At 68.2% G+C, this 15,702-nt stretch carries 14 protein-coding genes and 1 tRNA gene; 13 read left to right on the forward strand and 2 right to left on the reverse strand.

The window, feature by feature from the left end:
• Positions 1–61: 61 nt before the first annotated feature.
• From R2APBS1_RS06040 to R2APBS1_RS06050, 3 genes are read left to right on the forward strand one after another with little or no spacing between them, the layout of a single operon-like run.
• The gene (locus R2APBS1_RS06040; protein ID WP_041676681.1) at positions 62–307 is read left to right on the forward strand and encodes a FeoA family protein; all 246 of its coding nucleotides are present in this window, start codon (positions 62–64) and stop codon (positions 305–307) included.
• A complete protein-coding gene (feoB, locus tag R2APBS1_RS06045) occupies positions 304–2,139 on the forward strand; it encodes a ferrous iron transporter B (RefSeq protein ID WP_015447244.1) in 1,836 nt (611 codons plus the stop codon). Before R2APBS1_RS06040 ends, feoB begins: the two co-directional genes overlap by 4 nt.
• Positions 2,136–2,438, forward strand: a complete 303-nt coding sequence (locus R2APBS1_RS06050; RefSeq protein WP_015447245.1) for a DUF6587 family protein — start codon at positions 2,136–2,138, stop codon at positions 2,436–2,438. Before feoB ends, R2APBS1_RS06050 begins: the two co-directional genes overlap by 4 nt.
• A 110-nt stretch (positions 2,439–2,548) precedes the next feature.
• Here the strand turns inward: R2APBS1_RS06050 and rpsT are convergent, their stop codons facing one another.
• On the reverse strand, positions 2,549–2,812 hold the full coding sequence (gene rpsT / locus R2APBS1_RS06055; protein WP_007510628.1) for a 30S ribosomal protein S20: 264 nt from the start codon (positions 2,810–2,812) through the stop codon (positions 2,549–2,551).
• A gap of 222 nt (positions 2,813–3,034) precedes the next feature.
• Between rpsT and murJ the strand changes: the two genes are divergently transcribed.
• From murJ to ispH, 5 genes are all read left to right on the forward strand, one after another.
• Entirely contained in the window at positions 3,035–4,645 is a 1,611-nt protein-coding gene (murJ, locus tag R2APBS1_RS06060; protein WP_007510630.1) for a murein biosynthesis integral membrane protein MurJ, read from the forward strand.
• A 30-nt stretch (positions 4,646–4,675) separates the two neighbouring features.
• Positions 4,676–5,629, forward strand: a complete 954-nt coding sequence (locus R2APBS1_RS06065) for a bifunctional riboflavin kinase/FAD synthetase (protein WP_015447246.1) — start codon at positions 4,676–4,678, stop codon at positions 5,627–5,629.
• 97 nt (positions 5,630–5,726) lie between these two features.
• Positions 5,727–8,588, forward strand: a complete 2,862-nt coding sequence (ileS, locus tag R2APBS1_RS06070; RefSeq protein WP_007510634.1) for an isoleucine--tRNA ligase — start codon at positions 5,727–5,729, stop codon at positions 8,586–8,588.
• A gap of 159 nt (positions 8,589–8,747) precedes the next feature.
• Positions 8,748–9,248 carry a signal peptidase II gene (lspA, locus tag R2APBS1_RS06075; RefSeq protein ID WP_015447247.1) on the forward strand — a complete coding sequence of 167 codons (501 nt, stop codon included), beginning with the start codon at positions 8,748–8,750 and terminating at the stop codon, positions 9,246–9,248.
• Between the two features lie 100 nt (positions 9,249–9,348).
• Entirely contained in the window at positions 9,349–10,311 is a 963-nt protein-coding gene (gene ispH / locus R2APBS1_RS06080; RefSeq protein ID WP_007510638.1) for a 4-hydroxy-3-methylbut-2-enyl diphosphate reductase, read from the forward strand.
• A gap of 172 nt (positions 10,312–10,483) precedes the next feature.
• Here the strand turns inward: ispH and R2APBS1_RS06085 are convergent.
• Positions 10,484–10,559: transfer RNA gene (locus tag R2APBS1_RS06085), tRNA-Thr, on the reverse strand.
• Positions 10,560–10,838: 279 nt separating this feature from the next.
• Between R2APBS1_RS06085 and R2APBS1_RS06090 the strand changes: the two genes are divergently transcribed.
• The 5 genes from R2APBS1_RS06090 to R2APBS1_RS06110 all read left to right on the forward strand — a co-directional run bounded on the left by R2APBS1_RS06090 (position 10,839) and on the right by R2APBS1_RS06110 (position 15,687).
• A complete protein-coding gene (locus R2APBS1_RS06090) occupies positions 10,839–12,695 on the forward strand; it encodes a GGDEF domain-containing protein (protein ID WP_015447248.1) in 1,857 nt (618 codons plus the stop codon).
• Between the two features lie 176 nt (positions 12,696–12,871).
• Positions 12,872–13,504, forward strand: coding sequence for a GspH/FimT family pseudopilin (locus R2APBS1_RS06095; protein WP_007510642.1), 633 nt, complete (start codon positions 12,872–12,874; stop codon positions 13,502–13,504).
• Positions 13,501–14,028, forward strand: coding sequence for a type IV pilus modification protein PilV (gene pilV / locus R2APBS1_RS06100; protein ID WP_007510645.1), 528 nt, complete (start codon positions 13,501–13,503; stop codon positions 14,026–14,028). The genes R2APBS1_RS06095 and pilV overlap by 4 nt, the downstream gene beginning before the upstream one ends.
• Entirely contained in the window at positions 14,025–15,077 is a 1,053-nt protein-coding gene (locus R2APBS1_RS06105) for a PilW family protein (RefSeq protein WP_015447249.1), read from the forward strand. The genes pilV and R2APBS1_RS06105 overlap by 4 nt, the downstream gene beginning before the upstream one ends.
• A gap of 82 nt (positions 15,078–15,159) precedes the next feature.
• Positions 15,160–15,687 (forward strand): pilus assembly PilX family protein, encoded by a 528-nt coding sequence (locus tag R2APBS1_RS06110; protein WP_015447250.1) that lies wholly within the window; start codon positions 15,160–15,162, stop codon positions 15,685–15,687.
• Positions 15,688–15,702: the final 15 nt, after the last annotated feature.

The following is a 15,702-nucleotide window of genomic DNA, read 5'->3' on the forward strand; positions in this document are numbered from 1 at the left end:
TGGTGCAGCGGGGCGGGTGTGGGGCTACAATGCGAACTATTCTTATTTGAGAATCAAGCCTGTGCGCCTGTCCGATTTGCCCAGGGGTGCCCCCGCCGTGGTCGAGCGCGTGGACGACGCGCATGCGGCCGATCCGATCGCGCAGCGCCTGCGCGACCTGGGCTTCGTCGACGGCGAGCCGGTACGCGTGGTGGCGGTGGGGCCGATGGGCGGCGACCCGCTGCTGGTCCAGATCGGCTTCACCCGTTTCGCCCTGCGCCGCGCCGAGGCGGCCCGGGTCAGCGTGCGCAGCGAGGCGGCGGCATGAGCGCGTCCACTCTGCGCATCGCCCTGGTCGGCAACCCGAACTGCGGCAAGACCGCGCTGTTCAACCTGCTCACCGGCGGTCGCCAGAAGGTGGCGAACTATGCCGGCGTCACGGTGGAGCGCAAGGAGGGCCGTTTCACCGCGCCGTCCGGCCGCGTGCTGCAGATCCTCGACCTGCCGGGTGCCTACAGCTTCGACGCCAGCAGCCCGGACGAGCAGATCACCCACGACGTCTGCGCCGGCAACTACCCGGGCGAGGCGCCGCCGGACCTGATCGTGTGCGTGGCCGATGCCACCAACCTGCGCCTGCACCTGCGCTTCGTGCTGGAAGTGAAGCGGCTGGGCCGGCCGGTGGTGCTGGCGCTGAACATGATGGACACCGCACGCTCGCGCGGCATCGCGATCGACGTGCCGGAGCTGTCGCGCCGGCTGGACTTGCCGGTGGTGGAGACGGTAGCGGTGAAGCGTGGCGGCGCGCGGGCGCTGATCGAGCGGGTCGACGGCGAGGTGCCGCCGGCGGCGCCGGTGCAGCCGGACGACGGCGCCAGCCGCGCCGACCTGCACGCGCAGGTGCGCGAGCTGCTCACGGCGACCGTGCGCATGCCGCGCGCCACCGCCGAGCTGGACGACGCGCTGGACCGCTGGACCCTGCACCCGGTGTTCGGCCTCGCGATCCTGGCGGTGGTGATGTTCCTGGTGTTCCAGGCGGTGTATGCCGCCGGCAAGCCGATGAGCGACCTGATCGGTGGCGGCTTCGGCTGGATGGGCGAGCACGTCGCCGCGCTGATGCCGGCCGGGCCGCTGCGCAGCCTGGTGGTGGATGGCCTGTTCGGCGGTATCGGAACCGTGCTGGGCTTCCTGCCGGTGATCCTGGTGCTGTTCTTCTTCATCCTCACGCTGGAGGAATCCGGCTACCTGCCGCGTGCGGCGTTCCTGCTTGACCGGCTGATGCTGTCGGTGGGGCTGACCGGCCGCTCGTTCATCCCGCTCCTGTCCAGCTTCGCCTGCGCGATCCCCGGCATCATGGGTACGCGCAGCATCCAGGATCCGCGCGACCGCATCACCACTATCCTGATTGCGCCGCTGATGACCTGTTCGGCGCGGCTGCCGGTGTACGCGCTGCTGATCGGCGCGTTCATCCCGGTCCACTACGTGTTCGGCGTGTTCAACCTGCAGGGCGTGGTGCTGTTCGCGCTGTATCTGGCCGGCATCCTCGGCGCGATGCTGGTGGGCTGGGTGATGAAGCACATCCGCCGCGACAAGAGCGAGCACGCACTGCTGATGGAGCTGCCCTCGTACCGCCTGCCGAAGGCGCGCGACGTGGCGATCGGGCTGTACGAGCGCGGCATGATCTTCCTGAGGCGGCTGACCGGGGTGATCCTCGGCCTGACCGTGTTGATGTGGTTCCTCTCCACCTTCCCGGGCGCGCCGGAAGGCGCCACCCTGCCGGCGATCGACTACAGCTTCGCGGGCTACATCGGGCGCGGCCTGCAGTACATCTTTGCGCCGATCGGCTTCAACTGGCAGATCAGCCTGGCGCTGATCCCGGCGTTCGCCGCGCGCGAGACGGCGGTAGCCGCACTGGCCACCGTCTACCTGGTGGGCGGCGAGGCGGAGGGGTTGAGCCAGGCGCTGGCCGGTCAGATACCGCTGGCCAGCGCGCTGTCGCTGCTGGTGTGGTTCGCCTATGCGCCGCAATGCATGTCCACCTTGGCAATCATCAAACGCGAGACCGATTCCTGGCGCAACGTGGCGATCTCGTTCGGCTACATGTTCGTGATGGCCTACACCGCGTCGTTCATCGTCTATCAGGTGACGAGGGCACTGACGTGAGCACGAGCCTGCTGCTGCAGTACGTGGTGATTGCCCTGGCGGTACTGGCCAGCGTGTGGATCGTGCTGCGCAAGCTGGCCAGGAAAACGACCAACCGCTGGCTGGCGGCCGCGTCCATCCACTTCAACCAGCCCGGCCGCGGCGCCTTGGCGCGGGCCTTCGGCCGGCGCTTGCAGCCGATCGAGGCCACCGGTGACTGCAGCGACGGCTGCAGTACCTGCGGCGCCTGCGGCCCGAAGCCGCCGGCGGCGGCACGCTCGGGCGAGCCGATGCCGCTGGAGTTCCGCCCGCGGCGGTAGGGTTCCGCCTTGGCTCTCCTCCCTCCGCTCGCAGGGGGAGGGAGCAAGACGCGGGCACGAAAAAGCCGGCTTGCGCCGGCTTCTTCTTGTCACGCGGGTCGCGCCCCAGCTTACGCCAGTTCGCGGATCTTCGCGTTGAGGCGGCTCTTGTGGCGGGCGGCCTTGTTCTTGTGGATCAGGCCGCGGGCGGCGTAGCGATCCATCACCGGCTGGGCGACGGTGAACGCGGCGACGGCGCCGGCCTTGTCCTTGGCCTCGATGGCCTTGACGACCTTCTTCAGGGCGGTGCGGACCATGGAACGTGCGCTGATGTTGCGCAGGCGGCGCTGTTCGGACTGGCGCGCGCGCTTCTTCGCGGACTTGATGTTGGCCAAGGTAGAACTCCGGGATGCAGTGTTGGGTTGGGTGGAAAAAGACGCCAATTATGCGGTCGATTCGCCGGTGCGTCAATCACTTGGGCGGCAGCGCCCCCGGCCGGCGTGGCGCGCGGCAGCGCTGATGCCGGTATTTTGCCATATCCGGGTTGTGATCCTGCCCCGGCGGGCTGTCAAACTGTGCGCCCCGTGTGATCGACGCCGAAGGTAGAACAGCCGCTCATGAAGTCACCCAGCATGCTCCGCGGGCTGCTCTCGTTCAGCAGCATGACGATGGTTTCGCGGGTGCTCGGCCTGGTGCGCGACATGTCGATCAACGCCGCGTTCGGCGCCAACGGCGCCACCGACGCGTTCTGGGTGGCGTTCCGCATCCCCAACTTCATGCGCCGGCTGTTCGCCGAGGGCTCGTTCTCCACCGCCTTCGTGCCGGTTTTCACGGAAGTGAAGGAAAAGGGCAGCCACGCGCAGCTGAAGGAACTGATGGCGCGGGTGTCGGGCACGCTGGGCGGGGTGCTGTTGCTGATCACCGCGCTGGGCATCCTGTTCGCGCCGCAGGTGACGGTGCTGTTCTCGCCCGGCGCGATCGATGAACCGCAGAAGTTCGAGCTGACCGTCGAGCTGCTGCGGCTGACCTTCCCGTTCCTGTTGTTCGTGTCGCTGACCGCGCTGTCCGGCGGCGCGCTGAACAGCTTCCACCGCTTCGGCCTGCCGGCGCTGACCCCGGTGATCCTCAACCTGTGCATGATCGCCGGCGCGCTGTGGCTGTCGAAGCGGCTGCAGACGCCGATCATGGCGATGGGCTGGGCGATCCTGGCGGCCGGCATCCTGCAGTTGCTGTTCCAGTTGCCGGCGCTGCGACAACTCGACCTGCTGACCCTGCCGCGCTGGGGCTGGAGCCATCCCGAGGTGCGGAAAATCATGCGGCTGATGGTGCCGACCCTGTTCGGCTCGTCGGTGGCGCAGATCAACCTGCTGTTCGACACGGTGATCGCCTCGCTGCTGGTGGTCGGCTCGCAGAGCTGGCTGTCGCAGGCGGACCGCTTCCTGGAGCTGCCGCTGGGCGTGTTCGGCGTGGCGCTGGGCACGGTGATCCTGCCGTCGCTGTCGCGCCATCATGTCAGCACCGATACCGCGGGCTTCTCGCGCGCGCTGGACTGGGGCCTGCGCGTCACCCTGCTGATCGCGGTGCCGGCGATGTTCGCGCTGATGCTGCTGGCCGGGCCGCTAGTGGCCACGCTGTTCCAGCACGGCCACTGGAGCGCGCACGACACGCACATGGCGACCTTGTCGATCACCGCGCTGAGTTTCGGCCTGCCCGCGTTTGCGCTGGTCAAGGTGCTGCTGCCGGCGTTCTATGCGCGGCAGGACACGCGCACGCCGGTGCGCGCAGCGGTGGCCTCGTTGCTGGCGAACATGCTGTTGAACCTGGTGTTCCTGGCGCTGCTGTTCGAGCTGTGGGCACCGGTGGAACTGAAACGGCTGCCCTGGCTGGACGGCCTGGCCCGCTTGCCCGGCCTGCACATGGCGCTGGGCCTGGCCAGCGCAGTGGCGGCCTACGTGAACTTGGGGCTGCTGTGGCACTGGTTGAAGAGGGCCGGCGTGTACCAGCGCCAGCCGGGCTGGTCGCGGCACCTGCTGCGGCTGGCGGTGGCCTGCGCGGTGATGGTGGCGCTGTTGCTGCTGGGCCGCTGGCTGTGGCCGAACTGGACCCACGGCGTGCCGGTGCTGACCCGGTTGTGGCACCTGGCCGTGCTGGTGCTCGCCGGCGGAGCCGGCTATGTGGCCGTGCTGTTCGCCGGCGGCTTCAGCCTGCGCGACCTGCGGGCGGCGTGAACCCGCGTGCCCGACCGTTATACTCACGCGATGATGAGACTTTCCAGGGATGTCGCAGGCCCTTGCCTGGCGCCGCGCGGCAGCGTCATCGCGGTCGGCGCGTTCGACGGCCTGCACCGCGGCCACCAGGCCTTGCTGGCCCAGGTGCGCGAGCGCGCACAGGCGCTCGGCTGCAGCCCGGCGGTGGTGAGTTTCGAGCCGCTGCCGCGGGCGTTCTTCTCGCCCGAACCGGTGCCGCGGCTGTCCAGCGTGCGCGAGAAGCTGCGCGGCTTCGCCGCCGCCGGCATGGAGGAGACCCTGCTGCTGCGCTTCAACCGCGCGCTGACGGCGATGTTGGCCGAGGCATTCGTGCGGCGCGTGCTGGTCGAGCGGCTGGCTGCACGCGAGGTCTGGGTGGGCGGCGATTTTCGCTTCGGCCACGGGCGCGCCGGCGACGTGGCGCTGCTGGAGCGGATGGGTGCGCAGTTCGGCTTTCGCGCCTGCGCCATGCCGACGATCCAGCTCGACGGCACCCGCGTCTCGGCCAGCCGGGTACGCGCCTTGCTCGGCGCCGGCGAGTTCGCCGGCGCCGAGCCGTTGCTGGGCCGGCCGTTCGTGATCGACGGCAAGGTGGAGTACGGCAACCAGCTCGGCCGCACGCTCGGCTATCCCACCGCAAACATCCATCTGCAGCAGCGGGTCAGCCCGATCCAGGGCATCTTCGCGGTGCGCGTGGGGTTGGGCGAGGGCGAGTGCAGCTGGCCCGGCGTGGCCAGCCTCGGCGTGCGTCCCACCGTGAACGAGGTCAGCCAGCCGCTGCTGGAAGTGCACCTGTTCGACTTCGAGGGCGATCTGTACGGCCAGCGCATGGCGGTACAGTTCGTCGCCAAGTTGCGTGACGAGCAGAAGTTCGACGGATTGGAACCGCTCAAGGCGCAGATGGCGCTGGATGCGCGCCGGGCGCGCGAGCTGCTGGGCATGAACCCGCGGCTGGCCGAGGCGTGAGGACGCGGGCATTCCGGCACGGGTCGAAATCGACTAACTTTCCCTTCTTTGCCTGCCATCTGGCGGGCGGCAACACCTCAGTGACGGCATCCAGGCCATGACCCACGATTACAAGAACACGATCAACTTGCCGCAGACGGCGTTTCCCATGCGCGGCGATTTGCCGAAGCGCGAGCCGGGCTGGCTAGCGGAGTGGGCACGGGTCGATCGCTACGCGCAGATCCAGCAGAAGACCGCGCATCGCGACAGCGTGTTCGTGCTGCACGACGGCCCGCCGTACGCGAACGGCCCGATCCACATCGGCCACGCGGTCAACAAGATCCTCAAGGACATCGTGGTCAAGTCCAAGCTGCTGGCCGGCCAGCGCGCGCCGTACGTGCCGGGCTGGGACTGCCACGGCCTGCCGATCGAGATCGCGGTGGAGAAGAAATTCGGCAAGCCGGGCGACAAGCTCGACGCCGCCGCGTTCCGGCAGAAGTGCCGCGAGTACGCGACCGAGCAGGTCGATGCCCAGCGCGCCGATTTCAAGCGGCTCGGCGTGCTCGGCGACTGGGACCACCCGTATCGCTCGATGGATTTCCGCTTCGAGGCCGACATGCTGCGCGCGCTGGCGCGCATCGTCTCCAACGGCCACGTGGTGCGCGGCGCCAAGCCGGTGTACTGGTGCTTCGACTGCGCCTCGGCGCTGGCCGAAGCGGAGATCGAATACGGCGACAAGGTCTCGCCGGCGGTCGACGTGGCGTACGACGCGGTCGATCCGAACGCGCTGGTGGCGGCATTCGGCGTGGAGGCCGGCGACGCCATCGCCGCCATCCCGATCTGGACCACCACGCCGTGGACGCTGCCGGAAAGCCAGGCGGTATCGCTTGGTGCCGATCTGGAATACGCGCTGATCGAAGGTCCGTCGCGCGGCGGCCGGAGCGTGTTGTTGGTAGTCGCCAGCGCGCTGGTCGACAAGGCGGCGCAGCGTTACGGGCTGGAGCAGGCGGCCGTGCTGGGCCATGTCGAAGGCAAGGCGCTGGAAGGCTTGAAGCTGCGCCACCCGTTCTACCCGCGCGAGGTGCCGGTGATCCTCGGCGAGCACGTCAGCGCCGAGGACGGCACCGGCGCGGTGCACACCTCGCCCGACCACGGCGTCGAGGATTTCGTGGTGGCGCGCGAGTACGGCATCGGCCTGCTCAACTACATCGAGCCGCGCGGCACCTATCGCATCGACACGCCGGCCGCCGATCCGCTCGTGTTGGGCGGCATGCATATCTGGAAGGCGAACGACGCCATCGTCGACCTGCTGCGCCAGCGCGGCGTGCTGCTGGCGTTCGCGAAGATCGAGCACAGCTACCCGAACTGCTGGCGGCACAAGACGCCGGTGATCTACCGCACCACGCCGCAGTGGTTCATCTCGATGGAGCAGGCGCAGCTGCGCGAGACCGCGCTGACCTCGATCAAGAACGTGCGCTGGGTGCCGGGCTGGGGTGAGGAACGCATCGCCGGCATGGTCGCCGGGCGTCCGGACTGGTGCATCTCGCGCCAGCGCACCTGGGGCGTGCCGATCGCGCTGTTCGTGCACAAGGCCACGCAGGAGCCGCACCCGGATTCCGTCGCTCTGCTGGAGCAGGTTGCGCAGAAGGTGGAGCAGGGCGGCATCGACGCCTGGTTCACGCTGGATGCAGCCGAGCTGCTCGGCGCCGACGCGAACGACTACGAGAAAGTCACCGACGTGCTCGACGTCTGGTTCGATTCCGGCGTGACGCACTACGCGGTGATCGGCCAGCGCCCGGAACTGCAGCAGGGCACGGCGTCGCACTACAAGGTGATGTACCTGGAAGGCTCCGACCAGCATCGCGGCTGGTTCCAGTCCTCGCTGCTGACCTCGTCGGCGATCCACGGCCGCGCGCCCTACGACGAAGTGCTTACGCACGGTTTCGCGGTGGACGCGAACGGCCGCAAGATGTCCAAGTCGCTGGGCAACGTGGTGGCGCCGCAGAAGGTGATGGACACGCTGGGTGCCGACGTGCTGCGCCTGTGGGTGGCCTCGGCCGACTACCGCAACGAGATGACCGTCTCCGACGAGATCCTCAAGCGCGTCTCCGACACCTACCGGCGCATCCGCAATACCGCGAAGTTCCTGCTCGGCAACCTCGACGGCTTCGATCCGGCCAGGCACTTGTTGCCGGTGCAAGGCAGCGTGCTGCTCGACCAGTGGGCCGTGCAGCAGGCGTACGACGTGCAGCAGGCGGTCACCGCTGCGTACGAGCGCTACGACTATCCCGAAGTGGTGGCGCGCATCCAGAACTTCTGCACCAACGAGCTGGGCGCGCTGTACCTGGACATCACCAAGGACCGGCTCTACACCATGCCGACCGACAGCCGCGGCCGGCGCAGCGCGCAGAGCGCGATGTACCGCATCGTTGAGGCGCTGGTGCGCTGGTTGGCACCGATCCTCAGCTTCACCGCCGAGGAAATCTGGCAGGCGCTGCCGGGCGAGCGCGGCGACAGCGTGCTGTTCGAGACCTGGTACGACGGCCTCGCCGCCACCCAGAACTCGCCGGAGCAGCGCCGCTGGTGGGCCGACCTGCTGGCGATCCGCGACACCGCCTCGCGCGTGCTCGAGGGCATGCGCAAGGCCGAGCTGATCGGCGCCGCGCTGGAGGCGAAGCTGGCGATCCACGCCGACGAGGCCACGGTGGCGCGCTACGCCCCCGCGGCCAGTGAACTGCGGTTCTTCTTCATCACCTCCGAGGTGCGTCTCGATCTGGCCGGCGGCCAACCGGCCGACGCGGTGCTGACCGAGCTGGAGGGCGCCGACGCTTGGGTCTCGGCCACGGTCAGCGGCGCAGCCAAGTGCGTGCGCTGCTGGCATCGGCGCGACGACGTGGGCAGCCACGCCGGGCACCCCGAGCTGTGCGGGCGCTGCGTCGGCAATGTCGAGGGACCCGGCGAGGATCGCCGCTGGTTCTGACCTTGACGTAACTCCCTCCCCTGCAAAGCAGGGGAGGGCCGGGGAGGGGTAGGTTCTTGATCTGATCTCCCAAGGTCAAAAGCGAACCCCCTCCCAACCTCCCCCTGCGTTGCAGGGGGAGGAGCCGAAGATCGCCCCATCACCGAGTCCCCGCGCCCCATGACCCCGAAACCCAACGCACTCCCCTGGCTCTGGCTGTCCGCCGCCGTCATCGTGTTCGACCAGCTCAGCAAGTGGTGGGCGCTGCATGCCTTGCAGCCGGCGGGCATGCCGCATCCGGTGATCTCGGGTTTCCTGAACTGGACGCTGGCGTTCAATACCGGCGCCGCCTTCAGTTTCCTGGCCGATGGCGCCGGCTGGCAGCGCTGGTTCTTCGTGCTGCTGGCGCTGGTCATCGGCGCAGTGCTGGTGGCGTGGCTGGCGCGCACGCCGCGGCGCGACTGGCGCACCGCGCTGCCGCTGGCGCTGATCGTGGGCGGCGCGGTCGGCAACCTGATCGACCGCCTGCACGCGGCCCAGGTCACCGACTTCATCCACGTGTATTTCCGCCAGTGGAGCTACCCGGTGTTCAACCTCGCCGATTGCGGCATCACGGTGGGCGCGGTGATGCTGATTGCGTTCGGCCTGTTCGCCGGCAAGCCCGGGAACGGCGTGCGATAATCTTCATTCTTGACGTGGGATCCCGCTGGCGGGCGATGCTCCTGAATTGAAAAGCATCGCCCGCCAGCGGGATCCTGCGGGATTTCGTATCGAGGTCGTCTTGGACATCCTGCTTGCCAACCCCCGTGGCTTCTGCGCCGGCGTCGATCGCGCCATCGCCATCGTCGAGCGCGCGCTGGAATCCTACGGCGCGCCGATTTACGTGCGGCATGAGGTGGTGCACAACCGCTACGTGGTCGACAAGCTGCGCGCGGACGGTGCGGTGTTCGTCGAGGAGCTGCACGAGGTGCCCGACGGTGCCACCGTGATCTTCAGCGCCCATGGCGTGTCGCAGGCGGTACGCGAGGAAGCCGGGCAGCGGCACCTGAAAGTGTTCGACGCCACCTGTCCGCTGGTCACCAAGGTGCACATGGAAGTGGCGCGGTTGGGCCGCATCGGCCGCAGCGTGGTGCTGGTCGGCCACGCCGGGCATCCCGAGGTCGAGGGCACCATGGGCCAGTGGAATCCGGCCCATGCCGGCGAGATATGGCTGGTGGAGTCGGTGGAGGACGTCGCCGCGCTCGCGCCGAAATTTCCGCATGCGCTGTCCTACGTCACCCAGACCACGCTGTCGGTGGACGACACCAAGGCGATCATCGCAGCGCTGCGCGCGAAGTTCCCCGACATCGAGGGGCCGCGCAAGGACGACATCTGCTATGCCACGCAGAACCGCCAGGACGCCGTGCGCCGATTGGCCGGCGCGGTCGACCTGATGCTGGTGGTCGGCTCGGTCAACAGCTCCAATTCCAACCGCCTGCGCGAGCTGGCCGCGAAGCAGGGCGTGCGCGCGTTCCTGATCGATGGTGCCGAGCACATCCAGCGCGACTGGCTCGACGGCGTCAAGCGCATCGGCCTCACTGCCGGCGCCTCGGCGCCGGAAAAACTGGTGCGCGACGTGATCGCCCGGCTGCAGTCGTGGGGAGCCGGCGACGTGCGAGAGCTGGACGGCGAACCGGAAAACATCACCTTCGCCCTGCCGAAGGAACTGCGCGTGGTCGGCGGCAACGGCTCAGCCAGCTTCTGACTCCCCCGCGTCGAATCCGTAGGAGCGCACCCCGTGTGCGATGCCCTTCGTCACGTGAGGGGAAAGCCGTCGCGCACGAGGCGCGCTCCAGCCCGAAGCGCGATGCGCTGTCCTGCGCAGCAAAAAGCCCCGGAAAGCGTGGCTTTCCGGGGCTTTTTGCTGCTGCGTCAACTGGTGCCGGAGATAGGAATCGAACCTACGACCCCATCATTACGAATGACGTGCTCTACCAACTGAGCTACTCCGGCGGAGAACCGCGGATTCTACGGGCCGCACCGCAGCGGCGCAAGCGATGACGACGGCATTTGCAGCGCGGGGTGGCCGTGAGACGATGGGTCCGGCCTTGCGTCCGGCGGCTGGGGGATGGCCGCCGCACCAGGGTGATCAGACGGGTTCAGGTTTTCCGACGCGCGGCCGATAACGAGACGACGGCGTGGGCCGTGCGGACAGGGAAAGTCTGAATCGACTTTCTTGGGGGCGTGTTGTCCGGACTACTTCGTGGTTTGCCAGGTTTGCCGGGCTTGCTGATGTTGCTGCTGGCGGCGACGCCGTGCGCATTTGCGGCGCCGCCGCCGGCGCACGACGCGGCGGCGTTCGATCTGCTCGTCCGGCAGCTGGACAACGGCGATATCCCGCTGAACAGCCAGGCCGCGGCCAGGCAGGCCCTCGACCGCCTGGGCGCGCTGCTGCCGCCCGGCGATGCCTACCGGCAGCGTCGCTACGACTACCTGTACTGCTTCCTGGCGTTCGACAACGACGTCAAGGGCGGCTACGCCTATGCGGGCCGCGGCACCGAGCAGGCGCAGCAGGCGGGCGACCTGGAGGCGGAGTCCAACTTCCGGATTTGCCGCGGCCTCTACCAGAGCAAGCTCACCACGGAGCGCGACGCGCTGCCGGATTACGAAGCCGGCATCCGGCTCGCACGGCGCTTGGAAAACCCGCGCCTGATCGCCGACGCGCTGACCTGGCGCGGCAGCGCCCAGTCGCTGCTGGGCGAGCAGGCGAAGGCGCTGTTCGATTTCCTGGAGGCGCAGCGCCTCTACGAAACCGTGGGCAACACGACCGCGGCACAGTCCAATCTCATCAGCATCGCCACCATCTATCGGCGGCTGGGCGAGTACGACAAGGCCGGCGAGTACCTGCGGCAGTCGATGCAGTCTGCGCAGCGCAAGGGAGACAAGCAGGAGCAGATGGTGGTTGACATGCAGCTGGGGTTCCTGGCGACCGAGCGGGGCGACCCCGTGGGTGCCGTCGCCCCGCTGCAGCGAGCGTTGGCGCTGGCGCACGAAACCGGTTCGCGGCAAAGCGTGGGCTCTGCCCTGCTGGCGCTGGCGGAGAGCAGCAACGCCCGCGAGCGCTACGCCGAGGCCCTGCAGCAGGTCGAGGCCGCCGCGAAGGAATTCCAGGCCGTCGCGGACCAGTCCAACGTCGGCATGCTGGCGCTGCAGTCGGCCAAGGCGCACGCCGGCCTGGGCCAGCACGAGCTGGCCGCGCGCGAGTTCGACCTTGCCGAGGCGAGTGTCAGGAACAGCCGCAACATGCGCTACCTGGCCGAGCTGTATGACGCACGCTCCAGGAACCAGGAGGCGCTGGGCAAGCCGGCGGCCGCGCTGGCCGACCTCAGGCTGAAAATGGAGGCCGACGCCGCGCTGGCGCGCATGGCCAAGACCCAGCTGACCACCCTGATGAGTTACCAGTTCGATACCGAGCGGCGCGAGCTGGAAAACCGCAAGCTCGCCGCCGACAAGGCGCTCAAGGAGCAGCAACTGGCCACGCTGGAGCGCGTTCGCGGCTGGCAATGGCTGGCCATCCTGCTGGCCGGCCTGCTGCTGCTGCTGATGCTGTGGCTGGCGTGGCGGCAACTGCGCCAGAGCCGACGCCTGCATCGGCTGGCGCTCACCGATGCGCTCACCGGCATCTCCAATCGGCGGCATATCGAACACACGCTGCACGGGGCCGTCGAGCATGCCCGCCGCGGCCAGCGGGAACTGGCCGTGATCATGCTCGACATCGATCACTTCAAGCGCGTCAACGACAGCCATGGCCATCCGGCCGGCGACCAGGCGCTGGAGCAACTCGTGCACGCCTGCCTGGGTGCGCTGCGCCAGCACGACCGGCTCGGCCGGTTGGGCGGCGAGGAGTTCCTGGTGGTGCTGCCGGATACCGACCTGGAGGGCGGCCTGCAGGTGGCCGAGCGCCTGCGCGCTTGCGTGGCCGCCGCGCGACCGCTGGTCAATGGCGTCGAGCTGCAGCTCTCGATCAGTCTCGGCGTGGCGCAGCTGCGGCCTGCCGAGTCGGGTGCGGCCTCCCTGGTGCGCCGCGCCGACGCCGCGCTGTACCACGCCAAGGACAACGGCAGGAATCGGGTCGAAGCGGCGCCCTAGCGATCCGGACGTCGCCGTGCGCCGATCGCCGTCGCCGGCCTCGGCACGTGATCCCGATCACCTTTCCTCCGCCACCCGCCGCCGCTCATCGGCCAATTCCTACCGCCCGTCGGCTGGGAGCTGGCCGGGGCGGGGTGGATGGGTACAGTGAGTGCAGGGGCATCAGGGAGAATTCCATGCAAGTCATGTCGCGTCAGCGAGGCGTCTCGCTGATCCGGACGCGCAGGCCGGAACATGCCGGCGGCCGTCCATCGGGGTGCGGGTCGGCGCGGGCGCGCGAGTGCGGCTTCACCCTGGTCGAGCTGCTGATCACCATGGCCGTGGCGCTGGTGCTGATCATGATCGCGGTGCCGAGCTTCAAGAACATCACGCTTTCCAACAAGCTCGATACCGCCGCCAACGACATCGTCAACGCGATCCACGTGGCGCGGATGGAAGCGGTCAAGCGCAATGCGAACACCCAGCTGTGCAGCAACTCGGCCAGCGCCAACGGCGCCGGCACGCTGGGCGGCGCCTGCAGCACCCAGAGCGGGGCGGTCTATGCCATCGCCGGTGGCGGCGGGGCCAGCCAAGTGCTGGCCGGCACGGTCGGCATCAGCGGCGCCGTGCAGCTGAAGGGCGACGTGACGGCGATCCGCTTCGGCGGGCAGGGGCTGGGGCAGAAAGTCGGCACCCCGGGTTCCTACTCCGGCACGGTGGCCGACATCTGCACCAGCCAGAGCCAGATGAGCAAGGACAACCATCGCGTGATCACCATGACGACCGGTTCCATCCTCGTGACCACCACCAGCTCGGGAGCCTGCCCATGATCCGCCGCTCCGTTCCAGCCACGCCGCGCATCGCGGCACAGTCCGGCGTGGGCCTGATCGAGGTGCTTATCGCCGTGCTGGTGCTGTCCATTGCCTTCCTGGGTATCGCCGCGCTGCAGGCAGTGTCGCTTTCCACCAACAACAGCGCGATGGCGCGCAGCATGGCCACGGTCGCCAGCTACTCGATCCTCGATGCCATGCGTGCCGACATCGTCAATGCCAAGGCCGGCAAGTACAACGGCACGGTCGCGGCAGCCACGGCGGCTGTTCCTGCCAGCGGCTCCACGGTGGCTGTCCCGGCCAATCCCGCGGCTTGCCCGTCAGCAGGAACGGCTCTGGCGGCCTACCAGCTCAGTCGGTGGTGCGGTCAGCTCAGCACGAATCTGGGTGCGACGACCAACACCACGGGCACGATCAATTGCACGGGCGCTGGCGAATGCACCGTCACCATTGTCTTCGATGACAGTCGGGCGGGGGCGGGTGGCAGCAGCTCCCAGAAAGTCATCACCAAGGCCATGCTATGAGCAAGCGCTTCCTTATTCGTCGTGGTGCAGGTCGAGGTAAAGTCTGGTCGGCGCTGCCTTCGGCAGGCTTCACTCTGATCGAGCTGATGGTCGCCATGTTGCTGGGCCTGATCGTCATCGGCGGGGTGGTCAGCGTGTTCCTGGCCAACCAGCGCACCTACCGCACGAACCAGGCATTGGGCGACGTGCAGGACGGCTCGCGTCTCGCGTTCGAGTTGATGGCGCGTGACATTCGCGAAGCTGGCCTCACCGGATGCAACAACAACGGGCGCATGTCCAACGTGCTCAACAACAAGAGCACCGCGTGGTGGGCGGACTGGGGCAATGCCGTGCACGGCTACGGCGCCGGTACGGCCACGGCGGATCCGGCCCTGACCGTGGGCACCGCCGAGACCAACCAGGTCAGCGGCACCGACTCGCTGCAGTTGCTCGGTGCCGCCGACTCGGGGCTGAGCGTGGCGGCCACGCCCAGTTCCACGGCTGCCAACTTCAAGCTCAACGACACCACGTCGGACATAGTGAAGGGCGACGTGATCATCGTGTGCGACCCCGACCATGCGGCCATCGTCCAAGTCACGAACTACAACAGCAGCAATGTCACGCTGGATCACAACAACGGCAGCAACCCCCTTCCCGGGAATTGCTCCAAGGGGCTGGGCTTCCCCACCACCTGCACCGCCAACGGTAACGGCTACACGTTTGGACCCAACTCGCAGATCTTCAAGCTGGGCGCGGTGGACTGGTACATCGGCTACAACCCGCTGGGCGGCAAATCGCTGTATCGCGTGAACGTGGTCACCACGGCCGGCACGCCCACGCCGACGACGCAAGAGATGGTGCGCGACGTCACCGGCATGGCCATCAGCTATCACCAGGCAGGTATCGCCAGCTTCGTCGATGCCAAGACGGTGGCGGCCAACTGGGGCGCTGTCGACGCCGTGCAGGTCCAACTCACGGTGGAAAGTGTGGACAAACGTGCCGGCACCGACACCAAACCCATCACACGCCAATTCACGGCCACCACCACCGTGCGCAACCGGGTGCAATGACATGAGCCGCATCGTCCCGACTTCTTGCCCTTTCCATCCAACCTGCCGTCATCCGTCGCCGCGACGCGGAGAACAGCGCGGCGTGGCCTTGGTGGTGGCGCTGATCCTGCTGGTGGTGATCACCCTGGTGGGGCTGGCTGCGGTGCGCGGCACCATCATGCAGCAGAAGATGGCCGCGAACATGTACGACCGGCAGGTGGCGTTCCAGGGGGCTGAGGCAGCCATGCGCGCCGCGGCGGCCAGCATCCCCACCAGCCCGGGCGACGTGGCGCGCAACTGCCAGTCGGCCAGTGTGGTCTGCCTGGCCAACCCCTTCGATGATCCGTGGATTAAGGCCAATCCGGGCAGCATCAAGACCCTTTCGACCGCGCAATACACCGCGGGTTCGCTGGCCACCGGACAGCCGCAGTACGTGGTCGAGAACATGGGCAACTTCCAGGATCCCTCGGCCAGTACCGGCTTCAGCCAGAGCGCCAACTCGCACAACTACGGCGTCAACGGCGGCGCCATCACCAACATCTACTACCGCGTGACGGCCCGCAGCGGCGATCCTGCGCAGGTGGGCGAGCGTGCGGTTGTCGTGCTGCAGGCCATGATCAAGCAGGGTTGAGCGTCCAGTCCCGCG

It is taken from the genome of Rhodanobacter denitrificans, from assembly GCF_000230695.2.
Classification (GTDB): domain Bacteria; phylum Pseudomonadota; class Gammaproteobacteria; order Xanthomonadales; family Rhodanobacteraceae; genus Rhodanobacter; species Rhodanobacter denitrificans.